The organism is Rhodospirillales bacterium (genome assembly GCA_023898805.1).
Taxonomy (GTDB): domain Bacteria; phylum Pseudomonadota; class Alphaproteobacteria; order Micavibrionales; family UBA1664; genus UBA6145.
Genome location: CP060260.1, coordinates 456802 through 475883 on the forward strand (window position 1 = coordinate 456802; position 19082 = coordinate 475883).

Sequence of the window (19082 nt, forward strand, 5' to 3'; positions counted from 1 at the left end):
AGAAAAAATGTTATTTTACGGATTATAGGCCGTGTTCATACGTTGGATGCGCAACGGCGGCTGGCCGTTGAAATGCCCCAGCTTCGCGCGATAAACGGCATAGCCTTCCATCACCCGCTGTACGTAATTGCGCGTTTCATAGATCGGGATCGACTCGATCCAGTCGATCATATCGATACGCCCCCGACCGGAATCGCCACGTGGATCGCCGAATTCATCGAGCCATTGGTTGACCCGCCCCGGACCCGCGTTATAGGCCGCGATGGCCAGCGGCGCCGAGCCGTTGTAACGGTCGAGCAGTTCCTGAATATACAGCGTGCCGATTTTGACGTTGTGCTCCGGCTTTTGCGTCAGCCACGCGGTATCGTGCTTCAATCCCGCCAGCTTGGCCGTATGCTTGCCGGTCGCGGGCATGATCTGCATCAACCCCAGCGCACCCGAAGACGAAACCGCGTTCGGATCGAACTGGCTTTCCTGCCGGATCAGCGCATGGACCAACGCCTTGTCGGTGCCGGTATGCGCCATCGCATGCATGATGGTCGGAAAAGCGTAATCGGTCAGGTACAGGCCGGTTTTCTCGGCCTCCTTCGCGACTTTGACCGCGATGTCGACCTGCCCCATCGACGCCGCGAAATCGGACAGCATCGAAAAATCCTGTGGCGTTTCGGCCTGCTTGATCATCGTGCGCAAGAACAGCGCCCGGTCGCCGGAATCCCCGGCGCGGTGTAAAAGCTGGACCGCGCGCACCATGTCGCGCGCGTTGAACGCCGCTTGCTGCGCGCGGCTGACCGAAGGCTTGTCGCCCTTGATCAGGTTGAGCGGCAGGTTGATATGTGCCGCCGCCTGCTGCCCGTAAAACGTGGTCTGATAGCGCGCGGCGACCTGATACCATTGCAGCGCGACGTCGTCGCTGCGCATTGCCTCCGACGCGCGGCCCGCCCAGTACGCGGCGCGGGCCCGGCTGATGGGCGTACTCGTGTTGTTGAACAGCCGCTCGAAATGCTCGAATGCCGGATAAGGCTGGTTCAGGTAACGCAGGGCGATCCACCCGGCGAAGAATTCCGCCGCTGCGAAATCACCGCCCGAAGACGGCAATCCATGCCCCGCGGCCAGCCGGTACGCATCGCGGTAGCGCCCGGCCTCGAACATGCGCCGCGCCATGATGTTGCGTTCCTTCCACCATGCGGCAGCGTCCGTGGTTTGTCCCGCCGGCGGCGCGCGATCCAGCAGCGCGACCGCCTCGCTATCCTGATTGTTGACGCGGGCGTTCTGGACCCGCGCCAGCAACAGGCCGGTATCGTTGAGCATCGCGCGCGACAGCCCGCCCAGTTGCCCCGCCGCACCGCTTGACCCTTCCTGCAGGGCGATACGCGCCTCGGCCATGCGCGCGTAATCATTCCCCATCATGCCCGCCAGCGCGCGGGACGCGGAATATTGCCGGTCGCCCAGCATCCGCTCCAGCCGCCTGATATGATCGTCCATGCCCAGCATCTGGCCATAGTTGCGGATGATGTCGCCCTGTTCGTCCGGCGACAGGTTGGCGTCCACCCACCAGGAACGCAGCGCGGATGCGGCACCCTGCGATTGCCCCTGCGCCATGAGCGCGCCCATGTACCGTTCCATGCCCGCGCCTGAAACCGGCTTGTTGCGCGAAAACCAGTTGATGACCTGCGTCGTGCTCAAATCATCCGGCAGACGCCCCTCGGCCACGCGGTACAGCTTGTCGACCGAAGGCCAATCCGGGTGCTGGGTAACGAAGGCCGCGATTTCAGGGAATGACGCGCGCGTCTTGTCGTCGGTCAAATAGATCCAGTCGACGACCGCCCGCGCCACATGGTCCGACCCGGCCTGCACCCGCGCCTGTGTCCAGTTCCCGTTCTCCGCCGCGCGCACGGCCGACACGCCGTCCGCCCGCGCGGGCAAGGCGGCGAAAAGACAAAAAGCCAGCAACAGGGCACCGAAACGGGGGGTCATGCGACTCGGAAGCTTAAAGGCTTCGTATCCTGAATCCAAATACTAGATGGCATCGTCAGGTGTTACGGCGGCAAATGCGATCGAAGCCTGAGCGGCGTCTGAGCGACCACAAAACCCAATACTTGATTCGCCGGACGGCACAGGGCACTCTCACCCCGCCATGGCCGACGAGAATGACCACAAGCGCAAGACCTTCCTGACGGCCGGGCAACCGATCGCTGTCAACCGTCGCGCGCGCCATGACTACTTTCTGGAAACGCCCGTCGAAGCGGGGTTGCAGCTCATGGGGTCCGAGGTCAAATCCCTGCGCGCGGGCCATGCCAGCATCGCCGAGGCTTATGTCGGCGAAAAGGACGGCGAACTTTATCTGCTCAACGCGACGATCGAGGATTATGGCCAGGCGAACGCGCTGGCGCGCCACGCGTCCAAACGCCCGCGCAAACTTTTGCTGCATAAAAAGGAAGTCGATAAATTTCTGGGCGCGATAAGGCGCGAGGGCTATACCCTGATCCCCACGCGGCTGTATTTCAACGCCCGCAACATGGCCAAGCTGGAAATCGCGCTGGGCAAGGGCAAGAAACTGCACGACAAGCGCGACACCGAGAAATCAAGGGATTGGGGCCGCCAGAAACAACGGCTCATGAAATCCTGAAACGCCGGGCGGCGCCCAAAGCGGCGCGCACGGATTCGGACCAGTCTTTCCCCGCACACAGCGCGGCATAATCGGGATCGGCGGCAAACATGCCCTGCATCGCATGGCCCCATACCTTAACCGGGTGCGCATGACGTAAAGCTGGATCAAGAAGCCCCGCGCAAAACGAACGGGCACGCGAATGCTTCAACTGGCCGGTAACATAGGCGTCAAATTCGGCCAGCCCGCGATCAATTGCCGCGCGCGCATCCATGGGCGCCTCGCTGCGGATCATCGCGGATTCGAGCGTCATTTCCAGCAAATCGATGTCCCGCACCTTTTCGCGCACGCCTTCGGGCAGGGGTATAAACCCTTCATACGCCGCGAAGCTTTGATAAATCGTCTGCGCCATGGGATGCCCGCGCGACCTGTCGGCAGTGATCAGACGCACGGCCAGTGCCTCCAATCTGATTTTTTCATCCTTGCTGATGGGACAATGGGGGGTGAAATCGCCGATCAGGCTTTCGCCCGCGTCATGATAGCGAAAAGTGCTGGAAATCAACTCAAGTTCAGGGTCATCGCCGAAAAGAATATGCGCAAGAATTTCCCCGCTGCGGTGATGGTCGTCCACGCTTTGCACGAATCCTTCAGGCACGCCGATGCGCTGCCAGCCGGTGCGCGGCTGCATGGACAGTAACTCGACCGCCTTGAAAGGTCGCGCCGCGCTTCTGATCATGCCGAAATACGCAAACCCCGTTTTGACCCGGCTAAACCGCACGCACATATTTCGCAAAAACGCCTGCTCGTCATCCGTATAAAGACCGGCGACCCGGTCGATCGGATCGGCCTGATAATAGGCGCGAAGCAACGGTGCCATCTGTCTGGCAAACATACCGGCGCGTTCCGCAACCTCGCCTTCCGTCGTTCCCCCCATCCGCGCCAGCCGCGCACGTAGCTGCGGCGGCAACAGCAAATCAATCTGCGCGTCTTCGCCATCCGGAAAAACGTCGCGCATGGCCTCCACTTGAGCCGCCATATATGCCTCGGCATTCCCATGGACGCGATACGCCCCGTCCCGGGGCATAGCATCATGTGCTGCTTTGAATATTTTGCGCATGGCTCAGCTTTAAGCCAGTCCGCGCATTGTCGACAAGTTTTTACGTCATTACCTGCGGATACGAAAAAACCGCCCTGCGAGAGGCGGTTTTTAATGGGCCGGGAAATGGGGTATCCCGGCCCAATTCGTTTATGCAGGGTCGCTCACAAGATGGGGCTACCCGGCCTTTTTCATCGCGGCAACCTTGCCTTTGGCCTTGCCGGTCCCGGCATCGTCATCCGACGGCGCGGCGTCACCTTCGGCATGAACATCCTCGTTTTCGCCGGTCAGCATGTTTTCGGCCAATTGACCCGATGCAGAACGGATTTTGTGTTCAATCGCACCCGCGATTTCCGGATTGTCGCGCAGGAACTGGCGCGCGTTTTCACGCCCCTGCCCGATGCGTTGCCCGTCATAGGCAAACCAGGCCCCGGATTTTTCCACCAGATTGGCGGCCACACCCATGTCCAGAATCTCGCCCATCTTGGAAATGCCCTGACCGTAAAGAATGTCGAAATCGACCTGACGGAACGGCGGTGCGAGCTTGTTTTTGACCACCTTGGCCCGTGTCTGGTTGCCGATCACGTCGTCGCGCTCCTTGATCTGGCCGATGCGGCGGATGTCGATCCGTACGCTGGCATAGAATTTAAGCGCGTTGCCGCCTGTCGTCGTTTCCGGATTGCCGAACATAACGCCGATTTTGGAACGGATCTGGTTGATGAACACGACGCAGCAGCGCGAACGCGAAATCGACCCCGTCAGCTTGCGCAGCGCCTGAGACATCAGACGCGCCTGCAACCCCATATGGCTGTCGCCCATCTCGCCCTCAAGCTCCGCCCGCGGCACCAGCGCCGCGACCGAGTCCACGACCAGCACGTCGATCGCGCCCGAACGCACCAGCGTGTCCGCGATTTCCAGCGCCTGTTCCCCCGCGTCCGGCTGGGAGATCAGCAATTCATCAAGGTTGCACCCAAGCTTGCGTGCGTAAATCGGGTCAAGCGCGTGCTCCGCGTCAATGAACGCGCAGGTACCGCCGGTCTTCTGCGCCTCGGCGATGACCTGAAGCGCAAGCGTGGTCTTGCCCGAGCTTTCCGGGCCGTAGATTTCGACGATCCGCCCGCGCGGCACGCCGCCAATGCCAAGCGCGATATCAAGGCCGAGCGAACCGGTGGAAATCGCCTCCACCTCCATCGCCTGCGCCTTGTCGCCGCCCAGGGTCATGATCGACCCCTTGCCGAACGCGCGTTCGATCTGGCCGAGCGCGGCTTCCAGCGCGCGGTTTTTTTCGGGGTTGGCCTGCGTCTTGCTCATTTCTTTTCCTCTGGCTTTGAAGTCCTCGACCGTCATAGTGCGCTCCTTTTCATGAAATCCAACCATTGATGTTCGATAAACCACAGCCTGAACAAAAAAAGAACACCGGTCAAGAACAAAAAAAGAACAATTTTTCTTGAACTGGATATGGAACCAGATTAGCTTGTGGATTGTTAGGAACGTAACAAGAACAAACAAAGGAGCCTGCAATGCCCGCCAAGTTTGAACTGCGAATCGATCGAATCCGGCTGCGCGGCGATGGCCGCAACACCCCTGCGTTGCAGGAAAAATACATCGCCCGCGCGGGCGGTGGGGCCTATATGGCCGTGGCCACGACCGAGGATGGCGCACTTAAGGAAGTACTGCGCACGATGCGCATGCATTATCGCCGCATCGGTGTAGCCATGGGCGACGTCATGACCGCCCGCATCCTGCGCGCCATCGAAACCCCGTGCGAACGCGTACCCGGCGCCGCCAACGACATCCGCGCCTTTCCGCTGGATCTTCTGAAAATTTAACCAAAGCGAAGGAGTCGTCGTGTTAGGGTGCGGACATGAGGGAACCATCCGCCCCCGGCGCCCAAATCGGTGAAAGCGCCGATAAAGACTGCGTGTTGTCGATCCACGTCAACACGTCCAGCGGCTTTGGACATGTCGGCTTTTCAACAAAAGACGCCGATGGAAAAGAAACCTTTTACGATTTCGGCGCCGCCAGCAGCAGCGTCGGCAAGAAATCCGGGTGCAGCCTTACCTTCAGGGCGGCGGCCCGCGCATTGCCGCTGGCCGCAGTAACGGCATACGCGGCAACCGCCGCGCTGGCATCGGCCGCCACCGGAGCGGACATGGCCACGTCGGCCATCGCGATCTATCTTGCCAACAGCTACGCCGTGGCCGCCTGGCCCACCATCGGCCGCGTGACCAAGGGGGATGCACCGGTGGTCAAACCGGACAAATCTTTCGACATACCGATCACGCAAGGTCAGTTGAAAAAAATAACGGATTACGCAGCAACGGGAAAAACTCAGGCCTATAGCCTGACGATGTGGAATTGCGCCACCTATACCCGGATGATGATGAAAGCGTGCGGCGTTGATGTGCCACTCAGATTCCTGTTCAACACCCCGGGTTATATGGCGAGAATCCTCAAAAATGCGCCTGATGCGGTGCAAAGGCAGACTGCCGTCCCACGCCCCCTATACGCCTAGGACAGCCGGGCACGCCGCGTATTTTTGTAAAGCATGCACATAGTCACGGTGTTCAATGCAGGCCGATGCCTCCAGCCCCGTCGTAGGGTAGGCGCCGGTGCCGCCGCACGGTTTAAGGTCGGCATCCAGATACACCATCCCGGCTTCCGCGAACGGATTGAACGGAGCCTTCTTAAAATGGCTGGCAAACGGTGTTTCCTCGATCATGTCAACGAACAGAAGATTGGACGTCAGCGCGCATAATTGCCCGATGGCCGCCGCCTGCCGGCTTTGCCGCGCGTGTTCATAGCGCGGCTTGTAGGCCATCAAATTATTGTGAATGTGCTTAAGCAGATTGGACGCGACCACCACGTCATAAGCCGTCCCGGGCTGAAACCGGGCCAGACTGCAATGCGGCAGAATGCGTACGCGATCGCGGATATCCGCGTTGACCCGTGCAACCCCGCTCGCCGCAACCGTAAAATGTTGGGTAAGCTGCGGCTCCAGCCCGCGCAGCGCCTCGACCGGGTATTCCGCCCTGCGCGCGTAACGGGTGAAGGCGTCGGAAATATCGACCGACTCGATTTTCAGACGCTCCCCGGCAAACAACCCCGCATTTTCCGCCAACATCGCATAGGTATAGGCTTCGCACCCGATCGAACCGGCCACCACAAGCAGGCGGATTTTGGCCTGCGGCGGTGCCTGCGCGATCCGCGCCGCGATCCAGTCAATAACCTGATCTTGTGCATCCGGCGCGCGACGGAACGCCGTCTGTCCGTTATACCGCCGCGCCCGTGTTTTGCGTGATGCCCAGAATCGCTGCGGCCCGACCCGGTGCGTGGGGTACAAAAGCCTGCCCCGCGCATCTGCGCCAAGCGTAAAGACCGGCTGAAATCCGCTTTGGTCGGGAATCGACATTCACCGGTCTTACCGGAATACCGGCCTGCCCGTCAAAATTTCCCTAAAAATACCGCAGCCAGGCACAGCCATAAGCGATGACCACGGTCGCCAGCATCAACGGCAACGCCAGACGCATGAAGCGGAAAAACCCGATCGGCTGTCCTGCGCGCGCGGCGAATCCGGCGACGATGACATTGGCGCTCGACCCCACCAGCGTGCCGTTCCCGGCCAGACACGCCCCCATCGCCAGCATCCACCACAACGGACGGATCGCGGCCTCACCGCCCATATCGGCCGCCATGCCCTTGACCACCGGGATCAGTGTCGCGACATAGGGAATGTTGTTGATGAACGCGGAAAACGCGGTCGATGTCCAGAAGATCAAACCGCCCGCGACCGGCAAACTGCCATGGGTCAGCGCGATGATGCGTTCGGCCAGCCAGTCGAGCACCCCGGCCTCGCGCACGCCGGCGACGATGATGAACAATCCCACGAAAAACAGGATCGATTCCCACTCCACCTCATGCAGCGCCTTGTGCACGCGCTTGGTCTGTTCTTCCGCCGGCTTGCGCACGCAATGCAGGAACAAAAGCAGCGCCGCGCCCGCCAGCGCGACCGAACCCGTTTCGATTTCAAGCTGGCGGCCGAAAATAAATCCCGCCACCACCAGCGCGATGACGAACAGCGATTGCCGCACCATCACCGGGTCCGTGATCGCCGCCGCTGGATTGTAACGCAGCACGTGATAACGCGCGCGCATCGACGTTTTCATCTTTCGTCCCCAGATCAGGTCGAAGACCAGCACCAGAAACGCGCTGACCAGCACGACCGGTGGCCCGAGATTGACCAGGAAATCCATGAAGCTCAACCCCACCGACGACCCGATCAGGATGTTGGGCGGATCGCCGATCAGCGTCGCGGTCCCGCCGACATTGGAAAAGAATATCTGGCTGAACAAGAAGGGATAGGCGTCCTGCTTCAGCTGTTCCGCCAGCAAAAGACTGATCGGCACGATCAGCATCACCACCGTGACATTGTCCAGAAACGCCGAAAACACGGCGGTCAAAAGGCCAAGGACCATCAAAAGCGCGCGCGGGCTGCCGCGCACCATCTGCGCCGCGCGGATCGCGACGAACTGGAACAGCCCAGAATGCTTGGTCAGGCCGACCACGATCATCATCCCGATCAGAAGGAAAATGGTGTTGAGGTCGATGCCCGCGAAGGCGCGCTCCTGATGCACGACGCCCGACAGGATCATCAGCGCCGCCCCGCAAAGCGCGGCGATCGCCTGATTGAGCTTGTCGAGGATCAGCGCGGCATAGACCAGACCCAGAATGGACAGCGACACAACCACCATCCAGCCGCTTTCAAAAATCGGCGTTGCTTGTTCCATTTATTGACACATCCTCTTGAACCGGCTTTCAGCCGTTATTTTTGTTTTTGTGAAAATACACATCGGGTGTTTTTTCCATTTCCTCGATGACGTGCTCCAGATTGGCGATCACCGACTGCTCGCTCAGCAATCCCTGGAACAGGCCCGTCTGCGGGTCGACGGCGGCCAGCGGGCTGCCATGCACCACCATCATGCGGATGCCTTCCCAGATCGCGGTTTCGGCATGGATGGTCGGCAAGTCGGCAACGGAGATCATCAGCTCGGACACACGCTTTTTCTCCAGCTTCAAAAGCCGCTTTGCAACACCGGGCGACGCACCCTCCAGAAAATCCAGCCGCTCCAGCCCATCCTGCATCCGCACCGACACGGGCAACAGGTTATCAAGCAGGACATTCAGCCCAAACATGCCTACGAACCGGCCATGGCCGTCCATCACCGGCAGGGTGCGCAACCCATGGCCGGACATCAACGCCATCGCGTCCTTGACGGTGACATCCTCTTTTACACATACGGGCGCCTTGATAAGCGCGGCACTGCACGGCATCCGGTCTCTCCCTCAATCGGTTTCCATCGGCGGCCATCCTGCCCTCAGGCAGCCTCGCGCGCAATGGATTTAATAAAATGCACATGCATCGGCGACGGAAAATCCAGCGTAAGTTCCGGGTGGAACGCGGTAGCCATATGCGCCCCGTATTCGACCCATACCGGCTGCCCGCGATGGATCGCCCGCACCCGCGCCGTTTCTGACACGTCCTCAAACACCGGCGCGCGGATGAACGAAACCGGGTATCCGTCGATTTCCGCGACATGGCTGTCCAGCTGGCGGCCATACCCGTTGCGCACCACCGAAAAAGGCAACAGGCCGAAGGATTTTTGCCGCTGCGTTTTCGTCCCGTCCACCCATACGGTTTCGGCGATCAGGATCGCGCCGGCGCAAATGCCCCACACGGGCTTGGCCGCAAAATTTTCGGCCAGCGCGTCCCACAGCCCAAACCGGTCGATCAGCTTGAGCATCGTCGTGCTCTCGCCCCCCGGCAGGATATAGGCATCCGCCGCCGCAATCTCGTCGGCCGTTTTGACTGCGCGGTACAACCCGCCTGCCGCCTCGATATGCGACGCATGCAGTTCAACCGCGCCTTGCAGGGCCAGCACGCCGATGGTGGGTGACGCACCCATCACAGGCCCCCTGTCCGCATCGCGCGGTTATCAGCATCGGCCGCCGGAAATAGGATCAAGGCAACTCTCCCATTAACCATTCCGGGCGTCCCTCATCCCCGCCCCAGCGGAACATATAGAGCGCGCAGTTATTAACATTCAGCCTGTCATCGGCCCTGTGCGCGCGCAGCGCATCGAAAATCCCGCCATGCGACACGATCAGCGGCGTCCCGGCAGCGGCCTGCAGCGCGTCCATCACAGCCAGCTCCGCGCGGCGGTAAAAATCGGCCCGCGTTTCACCGGAGGGCGGCTCCATACCGTCCGCCATTTTTTGCCGCATGGCGCTATAGTCCGTGCCCCGCCAGTCTCCGAAATCCTGCTCTCCAAGGCCCGGGACCTCGAAAGCGGGAAGGCCAAGCCGCCTGTTCACGATCGCCGCCGTCTCCCGCGATCGGCTCAGCGCGCTGTGCACGATGTAATCGATTGCGTCGCGCATGGCATAGACCGTGGCCTCGGCCTGGGCGGCCTGCTGACGCCCCAGATCCGTGAGTGGCGTATCAAAACTGCCCGCGACGTAGCCCTGCGCGTTCGCCACGCTTTCACCATGGCGCATCATCAGAAAATTCTTGCGCGGGGGCATTACCACCCCCGATTGGCCATGCGCATCGGTTCGTCGATTTTTGAAATCTCGATGCCGGTCATGGCAACGCCCAGCCCCTTGGAAGCCTCAAGCACCATTTTCGGGTCGTTGAAATGCGCGGTCGCGGTAACGATGGCTTTTGCAAATTTGGCCGGCTTTTCGCTTTTGAAAATGCCCGATCCCACGAACACCGTTTCCGCGCCAAGCTGCATGCACAAGGCCGCATCCGCAGGGGTGGCGATTCCGCCCGCCGCGAAATTCGGCACCGGCAGCTTGCCGGTTTCCTTGACCATCTTCACCAACTCGTAAGGCGCGCCGAGGTTTTTGGCTTCGCTCATCAATTCCGCATCGTCCAGCGTGGTGATTTTGCGCATCGCCTGATTCATCGCGCGCAAATGCCGTACCGCCTCGACGATGTTGCCGGTGCCCGGCTCACCTTTTGTGCGCATCAAGGCCGCACCCTCGCCGATGCGGCGCAGCGCCTCGCCCAGATTTTTGGCACCGCACACAAACGGCACCTTAAAAGCATGCTTGTCGATGTGATATTCGTCGTCCGCCGGAGTCAGCACCTCGGATTCATCGATATAATCGACACCGATGGCCTCCAGCACCTGCGCCTCGGCGAAATGCCCGATGCGGCATTTCGCCATGACGGGGATGGAAACCGAGTCCATGATCTGCGCCACCAGCTCGGGCGGCGACATGCGGGCGACGCCGCCTGCGGCGCGAATATCGGACGGCACGCGCTCCAACGCCATGACCGCGACCGCCCCGGCCTCCTCCGCCACCTTGGCCTGATCGGGCGTGACCACATCCATGATCACCCCGCCCTTGAGCATTTCCGCAAGACCGGTTTTCAGATTGATGACATTCGCCATGGGCCGACACCCTTTTTCCTTTGATTTCCGCGCTATCCATTGCACCCAATGATGGCGGAAATCAAGTAAAAGGCGACACCCCGAAGATGGCGCGCCTTATATCCGGTCCCTCGTTTTACGAGGATGTCAGCGCCCGGATATGGCGGGCAATGTAATAGCTGATCGGCGCGGCAACCACGGCCCCCGCGATCGCGGCAGGCAGGATCATCATGTTTTCCTTGGCCGCCAGCGAAGGCACCACCAGCACAGTAAGCACGAAAATCCCCATCAGGGTCGGCGCGGCAACGCACCAGACGATCACTGCAAGCTTCGACATATTTCTCCTCCCGAACAGTCTTTGCCGGTGACAACTCTACACCGTTATTCCGGCTCATGAATTTAACAAAGGTCAAATCGCGGCGGGCAAATGGGCCAGATTAAAAACATTACGAAAATACAATCAGGCCAGCACGTCCTTCACCTTGGCCGCAAGCTGCTGCAACGTGAACGGCTTGGGCAGGAAGTGGGTGTTTTCGCCGAACTGGCCCTTGAACTTGTCTTCCGTATAGCCGGATACGAAAATCACCGGCACGTCCGGATATTGCGCCCGCAATTTGCCCACCAGCGTCGGGCCGTCCATTTCCGGCATGATGACGTCGGTAATCACCAGATCCGGCGCGCGGCCATGGCCCTTGACCACCTCAAGCGCGCTTTCGCCCCCCGGCGCATCAAGCACGCTGTACCCTTTATTGGCCAGCGCGCGCGACGAAAACGCACGCACCGCGTCCTCGTCCTCGACCAAAAGGATGGTCGCCGTGCCGGTCAGGTCGGCAGTTTTATCCTCCACCTTCGCGCTGGCGGCACTGGCTGCCGCGGCCTGCGCCATCCGCGGCAGATAGATCGAGAACGTCGTCCCCTGCCCCACCACGGAATCGACATGCACATACCCGCCGGTCTGGCGCACGATGCCGTAAACAGTCGAAAGCCCAAGCCCGGTGCCGGACCCGACAGGCTTGGTGGTAAAGAACGGCTCGAAAATCCGCGCGACGTTTTCGCGTGGGATGCCGCACCCGGTATCGATCACGGAAATGCACACCCATTCGCCCGCCGGCATGGTGTCCGCCCCGCGCTGCTGCGGCGCATCCGTGACTACATGCTGCGTTTTAATGGTCAAGCGGCCCTGCCCGTTCATCGCATCGCGCGCATTGACCACCAGATTGATCAGCACCTGTTCAAGCTGCCCCTCGTCAACTTTGACAAGGCCGGTATCCGGGCCATGTATGATTTCAAGCTCGATCATCACGCCGATCAACCGCCGCATCAGGTGCGACAGCTCGGTCAGTGTGTCGGTAACGTCCAGCACTTTTGGCTGCATCGTCTGTTGGCGCGAGAACGCAAGCAATTGCCGCACGAGATTCGCGGCGCGGTTGGCGTTTTGCTTGATCTGCATGATGTCGTTGAACGACGGGTCGCCCGGCTTGTGGCGCAGCAAAAGCAGGTCGCAAAAACCGATCATTGCGGTCAGCAGGTTGTTGAAATCGTGCGCGACACCGCCCGCAAGCTGGCCAACCGCCTGCATCTTCTGCGACTGGGTGAACTGCGCCTCAAGCTGCTTCTGCTCGGTCAGGTTGATGAAGTGGACGACGATGTTGCGCCCGCGAAAGCGCCGCGCGTGCATCTGGACGACAACATCTTTGTCCTGGCCTTTAAGCGTGACTTCCAGCGGCGCGCCCATGCTGCGCCCTTCCTCGATCGCGGCCATCGCGGTGGTCAGCTTTTCGCGGTCTTTTTCGGCAATCACGGATTCGAAGTTCCGCCCCTCGATCGACTCGACCCCCATGCCCAGCATGGCCGAAAGCGCTTTATTGCAGTCCGAAAGCACGCCGTGGCTGTCGACCAGCGCGATGCCCAGCGGCGCCTCGTCGAAAAAGCGCTGGAAGCGGTCCTCGGAATCCTTGAGCGCCTGCCGCATCTCGCGCTCTGCCGTCAGGTCGTGGACAACCGCGCGGGTACGCACCTTGCCGTCCGCCTCGGTCACCACCACCTGGTTGACGGCGGCCAGGAACGCCTTGCCCCCCGGCCCCTTCATACGCAGCTCGGCGACCTGCCGCGCCCCACCGTTGGCTGTCACGTCATAGGATCTGGCCCCGGCGGGGGGATCGACCAGATAATGCTGCAACCGCCCGGTATTAAGCAGCGTATCGATATCCGTGCCCAGCCACCGCGCCAGCGTCGCGTTGACGAACAGGAACCGCCCGTCCTCTCCGGCCGAGAAAAACCCGACCGGCGCGTTGTCGGTGAAATCGATGAGCTTTTCCCGCTCGGTCCTGATTTGCGCGTCCAGCTCGTGCTGCGCGGTGATGTCCTCGATCCGCCAGTTGACGGTCCCCACCCATCCGGGCACCGGCTGGGCCTCGATCCGCAGCCAGCGGGGATAGTCGTGCACCAAGGTCACGACCTCGATCTTTTCGCCGTTGCCGCGATAGGCCAGATCGACCATCAGATCGAACCGTTCGACACTTTCCGGCACCGGCGCGAGTATCTGCCTGATGCAACGCAACCCCGGGCAGTGATCCGGTTCGACGCCCAGGAATTCGCCCACCAACTGCCGATAGGTGTCGTTGTGCAGGATGGTGTTGCGCCCGATATCCGTGATGATCCGCCCGGTGCGCAGATTGCCGTGAAATATTTCGCGCAGGATGCTGCGTTCCCGGTACGACTGGCGCGAACTCACGATGCCGGCGGCGGCGGCGGCTATCCCCGCTGCCATCAACGCCAGCGTCGTTGCGATGACATGGTGTTTTTTCCCATCGATCAGTCCCAGATGCCACAGCGTCAGAACGACGGCCAGCAACACGAAGGCCACGGCGAAAGCGATCCAGTAATCCGACCCTTGTTGCCGGGTGCCCACGACCCGCGGCGGCGCAACCGCGCGCGCGCGGTCCGGCCGCATCACCCCTTCCGAGGAATGCGTCAGCGGGTCTATCGGGTTCAAAATCGGATCAGATTCGCTCATCTTGAGGAGTGAGTTTACAGCTTTTTCTTTAAACGGAACACGTAGGATATGACTTCGGCCACGGCTTTATAATGCTCGGGCGGGATCGCCTCGTCGATTTCGATCGCCTTGAACAGCGTCCGCGCCAGCGGCGGGTTTTCGACGATGACGACGTCGTTTTCCTCGGCGATCTGGCGGATGCGCAGCGCGACCAGATCTTGCCCCTTGGCCACGCAGATCGGCGCGTCCATGGCTTCCGGATCGTATTTCAAGGCGACGGCGAAGTGGGTCGGGTTGGTAACGACCACCGTGGAATCGGGCACGTTTTGCATCATCCGCTTGCGCGATTTTTCCATGCGCAACTGCCGCAGCTTGGATTTAATGTGCGGATCGCCCTCGGTCTGCTTGTATTCGTCCTTGATTTCCTGCCGGCTCATGCGCATCTGCTGCATATGGGTATAGCGCTGGAACACCAGGTCGCCGCCCGCCAACAGTAAAAGCACGGTCAAAATCGCTGTCATCAGCCGGCTGAAAATGGCCAGCATTTCTTTCAACAGCTCCGGCACCGGCATCACGACGATCTGATCCAGATGCACGAAATACGGCTGCAATACCTTGTAGGACACAAAGCCGATGATCGCGACCTTGATCAATCCTTTGATGAATTCGAACAGCGAACGTTTGGAAAACAGGCGATCGAACCCGGCCACGGGCGACAGCTTGTCCAGCTTGGGCTTGATGCTTTCGATGGAATAAAGCGGGCCGACCTGCGCGAAAGGCGCGGCGGCGGCGGCGATGACCAGAATCGCCATCGGCGGGAACAGGATGCCCAGAACCTCGCTGAACAGGCGCCACAATATCTTGCCAAGCCCGGTCAGGCCGGGCAACTCGCCGAAATGGTCAAGGAAATCGCGCATGATGACGGTCAGATCCCGCATCATGCCCGGCCCCATCGCAACGATGACAATGGTGCCGATCAGCATCAGAAACCAGGTATTGACCTCCTTGCTCATCGGGACTTGCCCGCGTTTCCTCGCCTCTTCCAGCTTTTTGGGCGTTGGGTCCTCGGTGCGTTGCGAGTCGTCCTGTTCGTCGCCTTCAGACATTTATGCCCCCCGATGCGGGACGACGCGCAAAAGGCGCACAAGCGTGCGCCCGCGCTTTCGCGCGCGGCCTGAAAGGCATAAAAGACATGTCGTCCTGTTCGTCGCCTTCAGACATTAAATTCCTCCGGCATCGGAAGGCAGCAGGAAAGTCCGCACCGCGTCGGAATAGGCGCCCATCCAGTACAGGAACCCGGCGCTGGCCACCAATACGAAGACCAGAAACCCGACCATGATCTGCAACGGCATTGCCACCGCGAAAATCTGCAACTGCGGCATCATGCGGGTCAGGATGCCCATCGCCACATAGACCATGGTGGTCACGATCATGAACGGCATCGCGAAATGGAAACCGACGGCAAAGGCGTTGCCCACGGCGGTGGTGATCGCGTCGGCCATGTCGCCCGCGAACGCAATGCCCATCAGCCCCGGCGGGAAAGTGCGATAGGAATCAATCAGCGCCCCGAACAAAAGATGGTGCAGATTGGTCGCAAACAAAAGCAGCGCGCCGGTGATCGACAAAAACGCCCCCATCACCGACCCTTGCGTTGCGAAGGCCGGATTGAAGATCTGGGCGTTGGCCAGCCCGATATGCATCGACGCCAGCATCCCCGCCGTATCCAAAGCCGCCATGAAGATTCGCGCGATACCGCCGATGAACAGACCCATCATCACCTCGCCCGCAAGCAGAGTCAGGAAGGCGGGTCCGGCACTGGTGAACTCCGGCAACTGCCCGGCCACGATCGGCGTGCATACGGCAGCGAAGGCCAGCGCGAAAAACAGGCGTATGCGTTCGGGCACGAACCCATCGCCGACGCCCGGCATGATCATCATCGCCGTGCCGATGCGGCAGAACACCAGCATGAAGGTATAAACCTGCGCGACGGCAAAATTCTGCAAAACGGATTCCATGCCCGCATGGTACAGGGTTTTGCCGCTTCGCGGGCAGGGAAAACACCATGAAACTTGTTTTTCGTAATGCGAGCCCTTAATCTGCCCGCATGTTTTCCGACGATCTTATGCCTGAAGCCACCCCCGAGGACGAAACCGCCTCGCCGCCCGCCTCTCGCGCAACGCTTTTGGCCGCGCTTGAGGAATTCCGTACCGCGCGCCCCGGCCCCGCCCTTTCCGGCATTACGGCGGCTTTCACCCGCGCCGCACAGGAAGACATGCCCGAAGGCGCGCTTTATCATCCGCTGGATGGGTATTACATTCAGGTTTACATGGCCACGCGGCTTAAGATGTTTGAAATCTGCCTCGATGCGTATGAAGGACTGCTGCAAAAAAAGGTTTTCATGGATCACGCGTTCCATCTGAAAATCGATGAGGCTACGCACGCGGATCTGCAACAAGAAATATCCGCCATGCATAAATGCAGCCAGGCCTTCGCCGTCGGTGCACGGGATGTTCTGCAGCATGCCATCGGGCTGTTTGAAGACCCGATGCCTATTCAAAGATCACTGACCATGCTTTCCGGCCGGTTTCAAAAACTTGCCGAAAAAGGCCCGGAACAACAAGAGCCGCCGCCGGAGACATATGAGTTGCAATATACCCGGCTATCCGGCATGTCCCGTGCGTTGGCCGAAACTTACGCCAGACTGATGGCCGAATCGCAACGCGAAAGCGAACAGGATCTGGGATATTACGGTTCCGTCCTGAACGGACGCGGCAGAAAACGAAGCCGGATCGCCGGCCTTCTTGACATTCCGCCCCGCGCGACATGCGCCGACCAGTTTGCAACCCAACTGAGTTTTCTGGATATCATCGACAATTACCGCACGACCGTGATGCGCCACTTGCCCGGCACGACGCTGTACATGAATTAGGTTCAAAACTTGTTTTTTACATAACAAAAACCTATACTGCAGGCATGGCTGCGCCCAAAGACATATCGCCGAATGCCGACCGCCTGACGATTCTCGCGGCGGCCCATGATTTTATCGCCGGCCATGAAACTCCCGCGCTGCAAACCCTGACCGCCGCCTTTACCACCGCCGCCATTGGCGCGGCGAAACATGGCGACATGCACGACCCGTTCGATGCCCATTATGTGACAGGGTATACGCAGGACATGACCTTGGTTTTGCAGGCCAACATCGACCTGATGGAAGCGCTGGCGCGCAAAAAAACCTTCATGGAAAACGACCTGCAACTCGCCCTGCCCGCCGATGCAGGCGAAGACATGGAAAGGGAATTTGCCAGCGCGCAGAAACGCGCGAGGCTCCAGCAGGACGCCACCATTGTAACGTTTCAAAACACGATACGCGCGCTGGAGGATCCGGAAGCGGCGGCAACGGAAATCGAAAGTCTGGTCCTACGGTTCAACGATCTGGCGCAAATGCCCCCCGCCGACACACCGCCCCCGGGGCGCAGCGCGAAGATCCAGTCGGCGCAGTTGCAAAAACTTTCGCAAGCCGTCATTCAGGCCTATGACATCGCCATTGCGATACACCTGCGCGGACTGGAACAGGACGTCGGTTATTTCGGAACCATCTATTCCAGCCCTGAAATGGTAAAATCACACGCCGCCACGGGCTTCATCGACACCCCGCCGCGCGCGGACATTATCAGGGTAATGCAACAGAATCTGCACAATCTGAGCGAACGGGAAACCTATCGCGACACCGCCATGCGCCACCTGCCGCCCGGCATCAAACCCTGAAAAACATCAGTTAAGCGGCATCCCGATCATCTGGTCTGCGATGCTGCGGGTGAATGTCGCAAGCTCTGACCCCATGAACGGAAAAAGCGCGAAAAGCGCCAGAAAAATGGCCAAAATCTTGGGCACGAAGCTCAATGTCATTTCCTGAATCTGCGTCAGCGCCTGCAACAGACCGATGGCCACGCCGACGAACAGCCCGATCATCATGACCGGCGTGGATATTTTCAAAGTGACCCATATCGCCTGCTGGGCGAGGTCCAAGATAATGCCCTGATCCATGGCCCTATGATACGCGCATCCACGCGCCCGCGTCCATGCCGCGCGGCAAGCCACGCCGCAAAATTTGTTTTATTTTCATAATTATGATAAACCATCCTCGATGGCCGACGACACAACCCTGCCCGCGCTGCAAGAATATTACGGCGACCTGATGAATCGCCTGCGTGAAGGACGCGCGGCCTTGCGCCATCTTGCCCCTCGCGCGGATCAGGTGACGTTGAGCCTGTACGACACCCTGCCCGAACGGGCCTTCGGCGCGAACGTGGTCGTTCAGATGCTGGCCGGTGAAGCCGCGCGTGAACGCATTTACGAAGACTGGCGCGACCGGCTTTTGCTGCGCGCGTTCACAAAATTGGACGACGCGGCGAGAAAAGAAGTCAATCTTGTCGGTTTTTACGAGGCACAAAAAAAACTGGCCTGTTTCCGCATACATGGCATCGACGACGATATAGCCCGCGCGACAAGCCGCTTAAGCGCCATGACCGCGCTGCTGGTGCAGGAACAATATGAATGCGACGACGACCAGAAAAACTGGCTTACCAAGGAATGGCCGCGCCAGAACGAAATTGCGACGGATCATTATGCCCGCCTGCTGCGCAAGCGCCCCGAAACAGGCATCGCGATGAGCGGCTTCCTCAGGGAAAACGTGGCCTCTGCCTATCTGGACGCCGCCGGCGCCTATGCCATATCCATCCCGCTGCATATTGCCGTTGTCATCCTGCGCCAATCCGTCGATCCAGAATCGCTGGGCGGGGACAGGCATATAAAGGCGCTTCAAGCGCTTAAGCACGACATCGACACGACCGCGACTCTGACCGGCCTTGCGCTGAATGCCCTGCCCGCGCTGACACAAAAAACGCCGGGGCAAGCCCCGGCGCACCCAAAACCGCCGCTCAACTGACC

At 60.1% G+C, this 19082-nt stretch carries 20 protein-coding genes; 6 read left to right on the forward strand and 14 right to left on the reverse strand.

Annotation, left to right across the window (positions count from 1 at the left end; translation table 11 throughout):
• Positions 1-15: 15 nt before the first annotated feature.
• The gene (locus H6866_02280) at positions 16-1974 is read right to left on the reverse strand and encodes a lytic transglycosylase domain-containing protein (GenBank protein USO08067.1); all 1959 of its coding nucleotides are present in this window, start codon (positions 1972-1974) and stop codon (positions 16-18) included.
• Positions 1975-2134: 160 nt separating this feature from the next.
• Between H6866_02280 and smpB the strand changes: the two genes are divergently transcribed.
• Positions 2135-2626: an SsrA-binding protein SmpB gene (gene smpB / locus H6866_02285; GenBank protein USO08068.1), complete on the forward strand. Its 492-nt coding sequence runs from the start codon at positions 2135-2137 to the stop codon at positions 2624-2626.
• On the opposite strand, the gene H6866_02290 is transcribed toward smpB, so the two are convergent.
• Entirely contained in the window at positions 2613-3689 is a 1077-nt protein-coding gene (locus H6866_02290) for a hypothetical protein (protein ID USO08069.1), read from the reverse strand. The two genes, smpB and H6866_02290, sit on opposite strands and share 14 nt — an antisense overlap.
• A 189-nt stretch (positions 3690-3878) precedes the next feature.
• Positions 3879-5012 carry a recombinase RecA gene (gene recA / locus H6866_02295; protein ID USO08070.1) on the reverse strand — a complete coding sequence of 378 codons (1134 nt, stop codon included), beginning with the start codon at positions 5010-5012 and terminating at the stop codon, positions 3879-3881.
• 209 nt (positions 5013-5221) lie between these two features.
• Here recA and H6866_02300 point away from each other — a divergent pair, with 209 nt between their 5' ends.
• Positions 5222-5530, forward strand: a complete 309-nt coding sequence (locus H6866_02300; protein ID USO08071.1) for a hypothetical protein — start codon at positions 5222-5224, stop codon at positions 5528-5530.
• A 35-nt stretch (positions 5531-5565) separates the two neighbouring features.
• On the forward strand, positions 5566-6216 hold the full coding sequence (locus H6866_02305; protein USO08072.1) for a hypothetical protein: 651 nt from the start codon (positions 5566-5568) through the stop codon (positions 6214-6216).
• Here the strand turns inward: H6866_02305 and H6866_02310 are convergent.
• The 10 genes from H6866_02310 to fliR form a co-directional block, all read right to left on the reverse strand.
• Positions 6205-7113 carry a hypothetical protein gene (locus H6866_02310; GenBank protein USO08073.1) on the reverse strand — a complete coding sequence of 303 codons (909 nt, stop codon included), beginning with the start codon at positions 7111-7113 and terminating at the stop codon, positions 6205-6207. The genes H6866_02305 and H6866_02310 overlap by 12 nt on opposite strands.
• Before the next feature lie 43 nt (positions 7114-7156).
• Positions 7157-8488, reverse strand: a complete 1332-nt coding sequence (locus tag H6866_02315) for an ArsB/NhaD family transporter (GenBank protein ID USO08074.1) — start codon at positions 8486-8488, stop codon at positions 7157-7159.
• Between the two features lie 28 nt (positions 8489-8516).
• A complete protein-coding gene (locus H6866_02320) occupies positions 8517-9032 on the reverse strand; it encodes a CBS domain-containing protein (GenBank protein USO08075.1) in 516 nt (171 codons plus the stop codon).
• A 44-nt stretch (positions 9033-9076) separates the two neighbouring features.
• Entirely contained in the window at positions 9077-9664 is a 588-nt protein-coding gene (pdxT, locus tag H6866_02325) for a pyridoxal 5'-phosphate synthase glutaminase subunit PdxT (protein ID USO08076.1), read from the reverse strand.
• A 55-nt stretch (positions 9665-9719) separates the two neighbouring features.
• Positions 9720-10283: a histidine phosphatase family protein gene (locus H6866_02330; GenBank protein USO08077.1), complete on the reverse strand. Its 564-nt coding sequence runs from the start codon at positions 10281-10283 to the stop codon at positions 9720-9722.
• A complete protein-coding gene (gene pdxS, locus H6866_02335; GenBank protein USO08078.1) occupies positions 10283-11161 on the reverse strand; it encodes a pyridoxal 5'-phosphate synthase lyase subunit PdxS in 879 nt (292 codons plus the stop codon). Before pdxS ends, H6866_02330 begins: the two co-directional genes overlap by 1 nt.
• Before the next feature lie 115 nt (positions 11162-11276).
• On the reverse strand, positions 11277-11477 hold the full coding sequence (locus tag H6866_02340) for a hypothetical protein (protein ID USO08079.1): 201 nt from the start codon (positions 11475-11477) through the stop codon (positions 11277-11279).
• A gap of 123 nt (positions 11478-11600) precedes the next feature.
• On the reverse strand, positions 11601-14093 hold the full coding sequence (locus H6866_02345) for a PAS domain S-box protein (GenBank protein ID USO08559.1): 2493 nt from the start codon (positions 14091-14093) through the stop codon (positions 11601-11603).
• A gap of 77 nt (positions 14094-14170) precedes the next feature.
• Positions 14171-15241 (reverse strand): flagellar biosynthesis protein FlhB, encoded by a 1071-nt coding sequence (flhB, locus tag H6866_02350; GenBank protein USO08080.1) that lies wholly within the window; start codon positions 15239-15241, stop codon positions 14171-14173.
• Between the two features lie 114 nt (positions 15242-15355).
• Positions 15356-16150: a flagellar biosynthetic protein FliR gene (fliR, locus tag H6866_02355; GenBank protein USO08081.1), complete on the reverse strand. Its 795-nt coding sequence runs from the start codon at positions 16148-16150 to the stop codon at positions 15356-15358.
• Positions 16151-16239: 89 nt separating this feature from the next.
• Between fliR and H6866_02360 the strand changes: the two genes are divergently transcribed.
• Positions 16240-17064 (forward strand): hypothetical protein, encoded by an 825-nt coding sequence (locus H6866_02360; protein ID USO08082.1) that lies wholly within the window; start codon positions 16240-16242, stop codon positions 17062-17064.
• Between the two features lie 44 nt (positions 17065-17108).
• Positions 17109-17900, forward strand: a complete 792-nt coding sequence (locus H6866_02365; GenBank protein USO08083.1) for a hypothetical protein — start codon at positions 17109-17111, stop codon at positions 17898-17900.
• A 6-nt stretch (positions 17901-17906) separates the two neighbouring features.
• On the opposite strand, the gene fliQ is transcribed toward H6866_02365, so the two are convergent.
• Positions 17907-18179, reverse strand: coding sequence for a flagellar biosynthesis protein FliQ (fliQ, locus tag H6866_02370; GenBank protein ID USO08084.1), 273 nt, complete (start codon positions 18177-18179; stop codon positions 17907-17909).
• Positions 18180-18279: 100 nt separating this feature from the next.
• Here fliQ and H6866_02375 point away from each other — a divergent pair, with 100 nt between their 5' ends.
• Positions 18280-19080, forward strand: coding sequence for a hypothetical protein (locus H6866_02375; protein USO08085.1), 801 nt, complete (start codon positions 18280-18282; stop codon positions 19078-19080).
• Positions 19081-19082 lie beyond the last annotated feature (2 nt).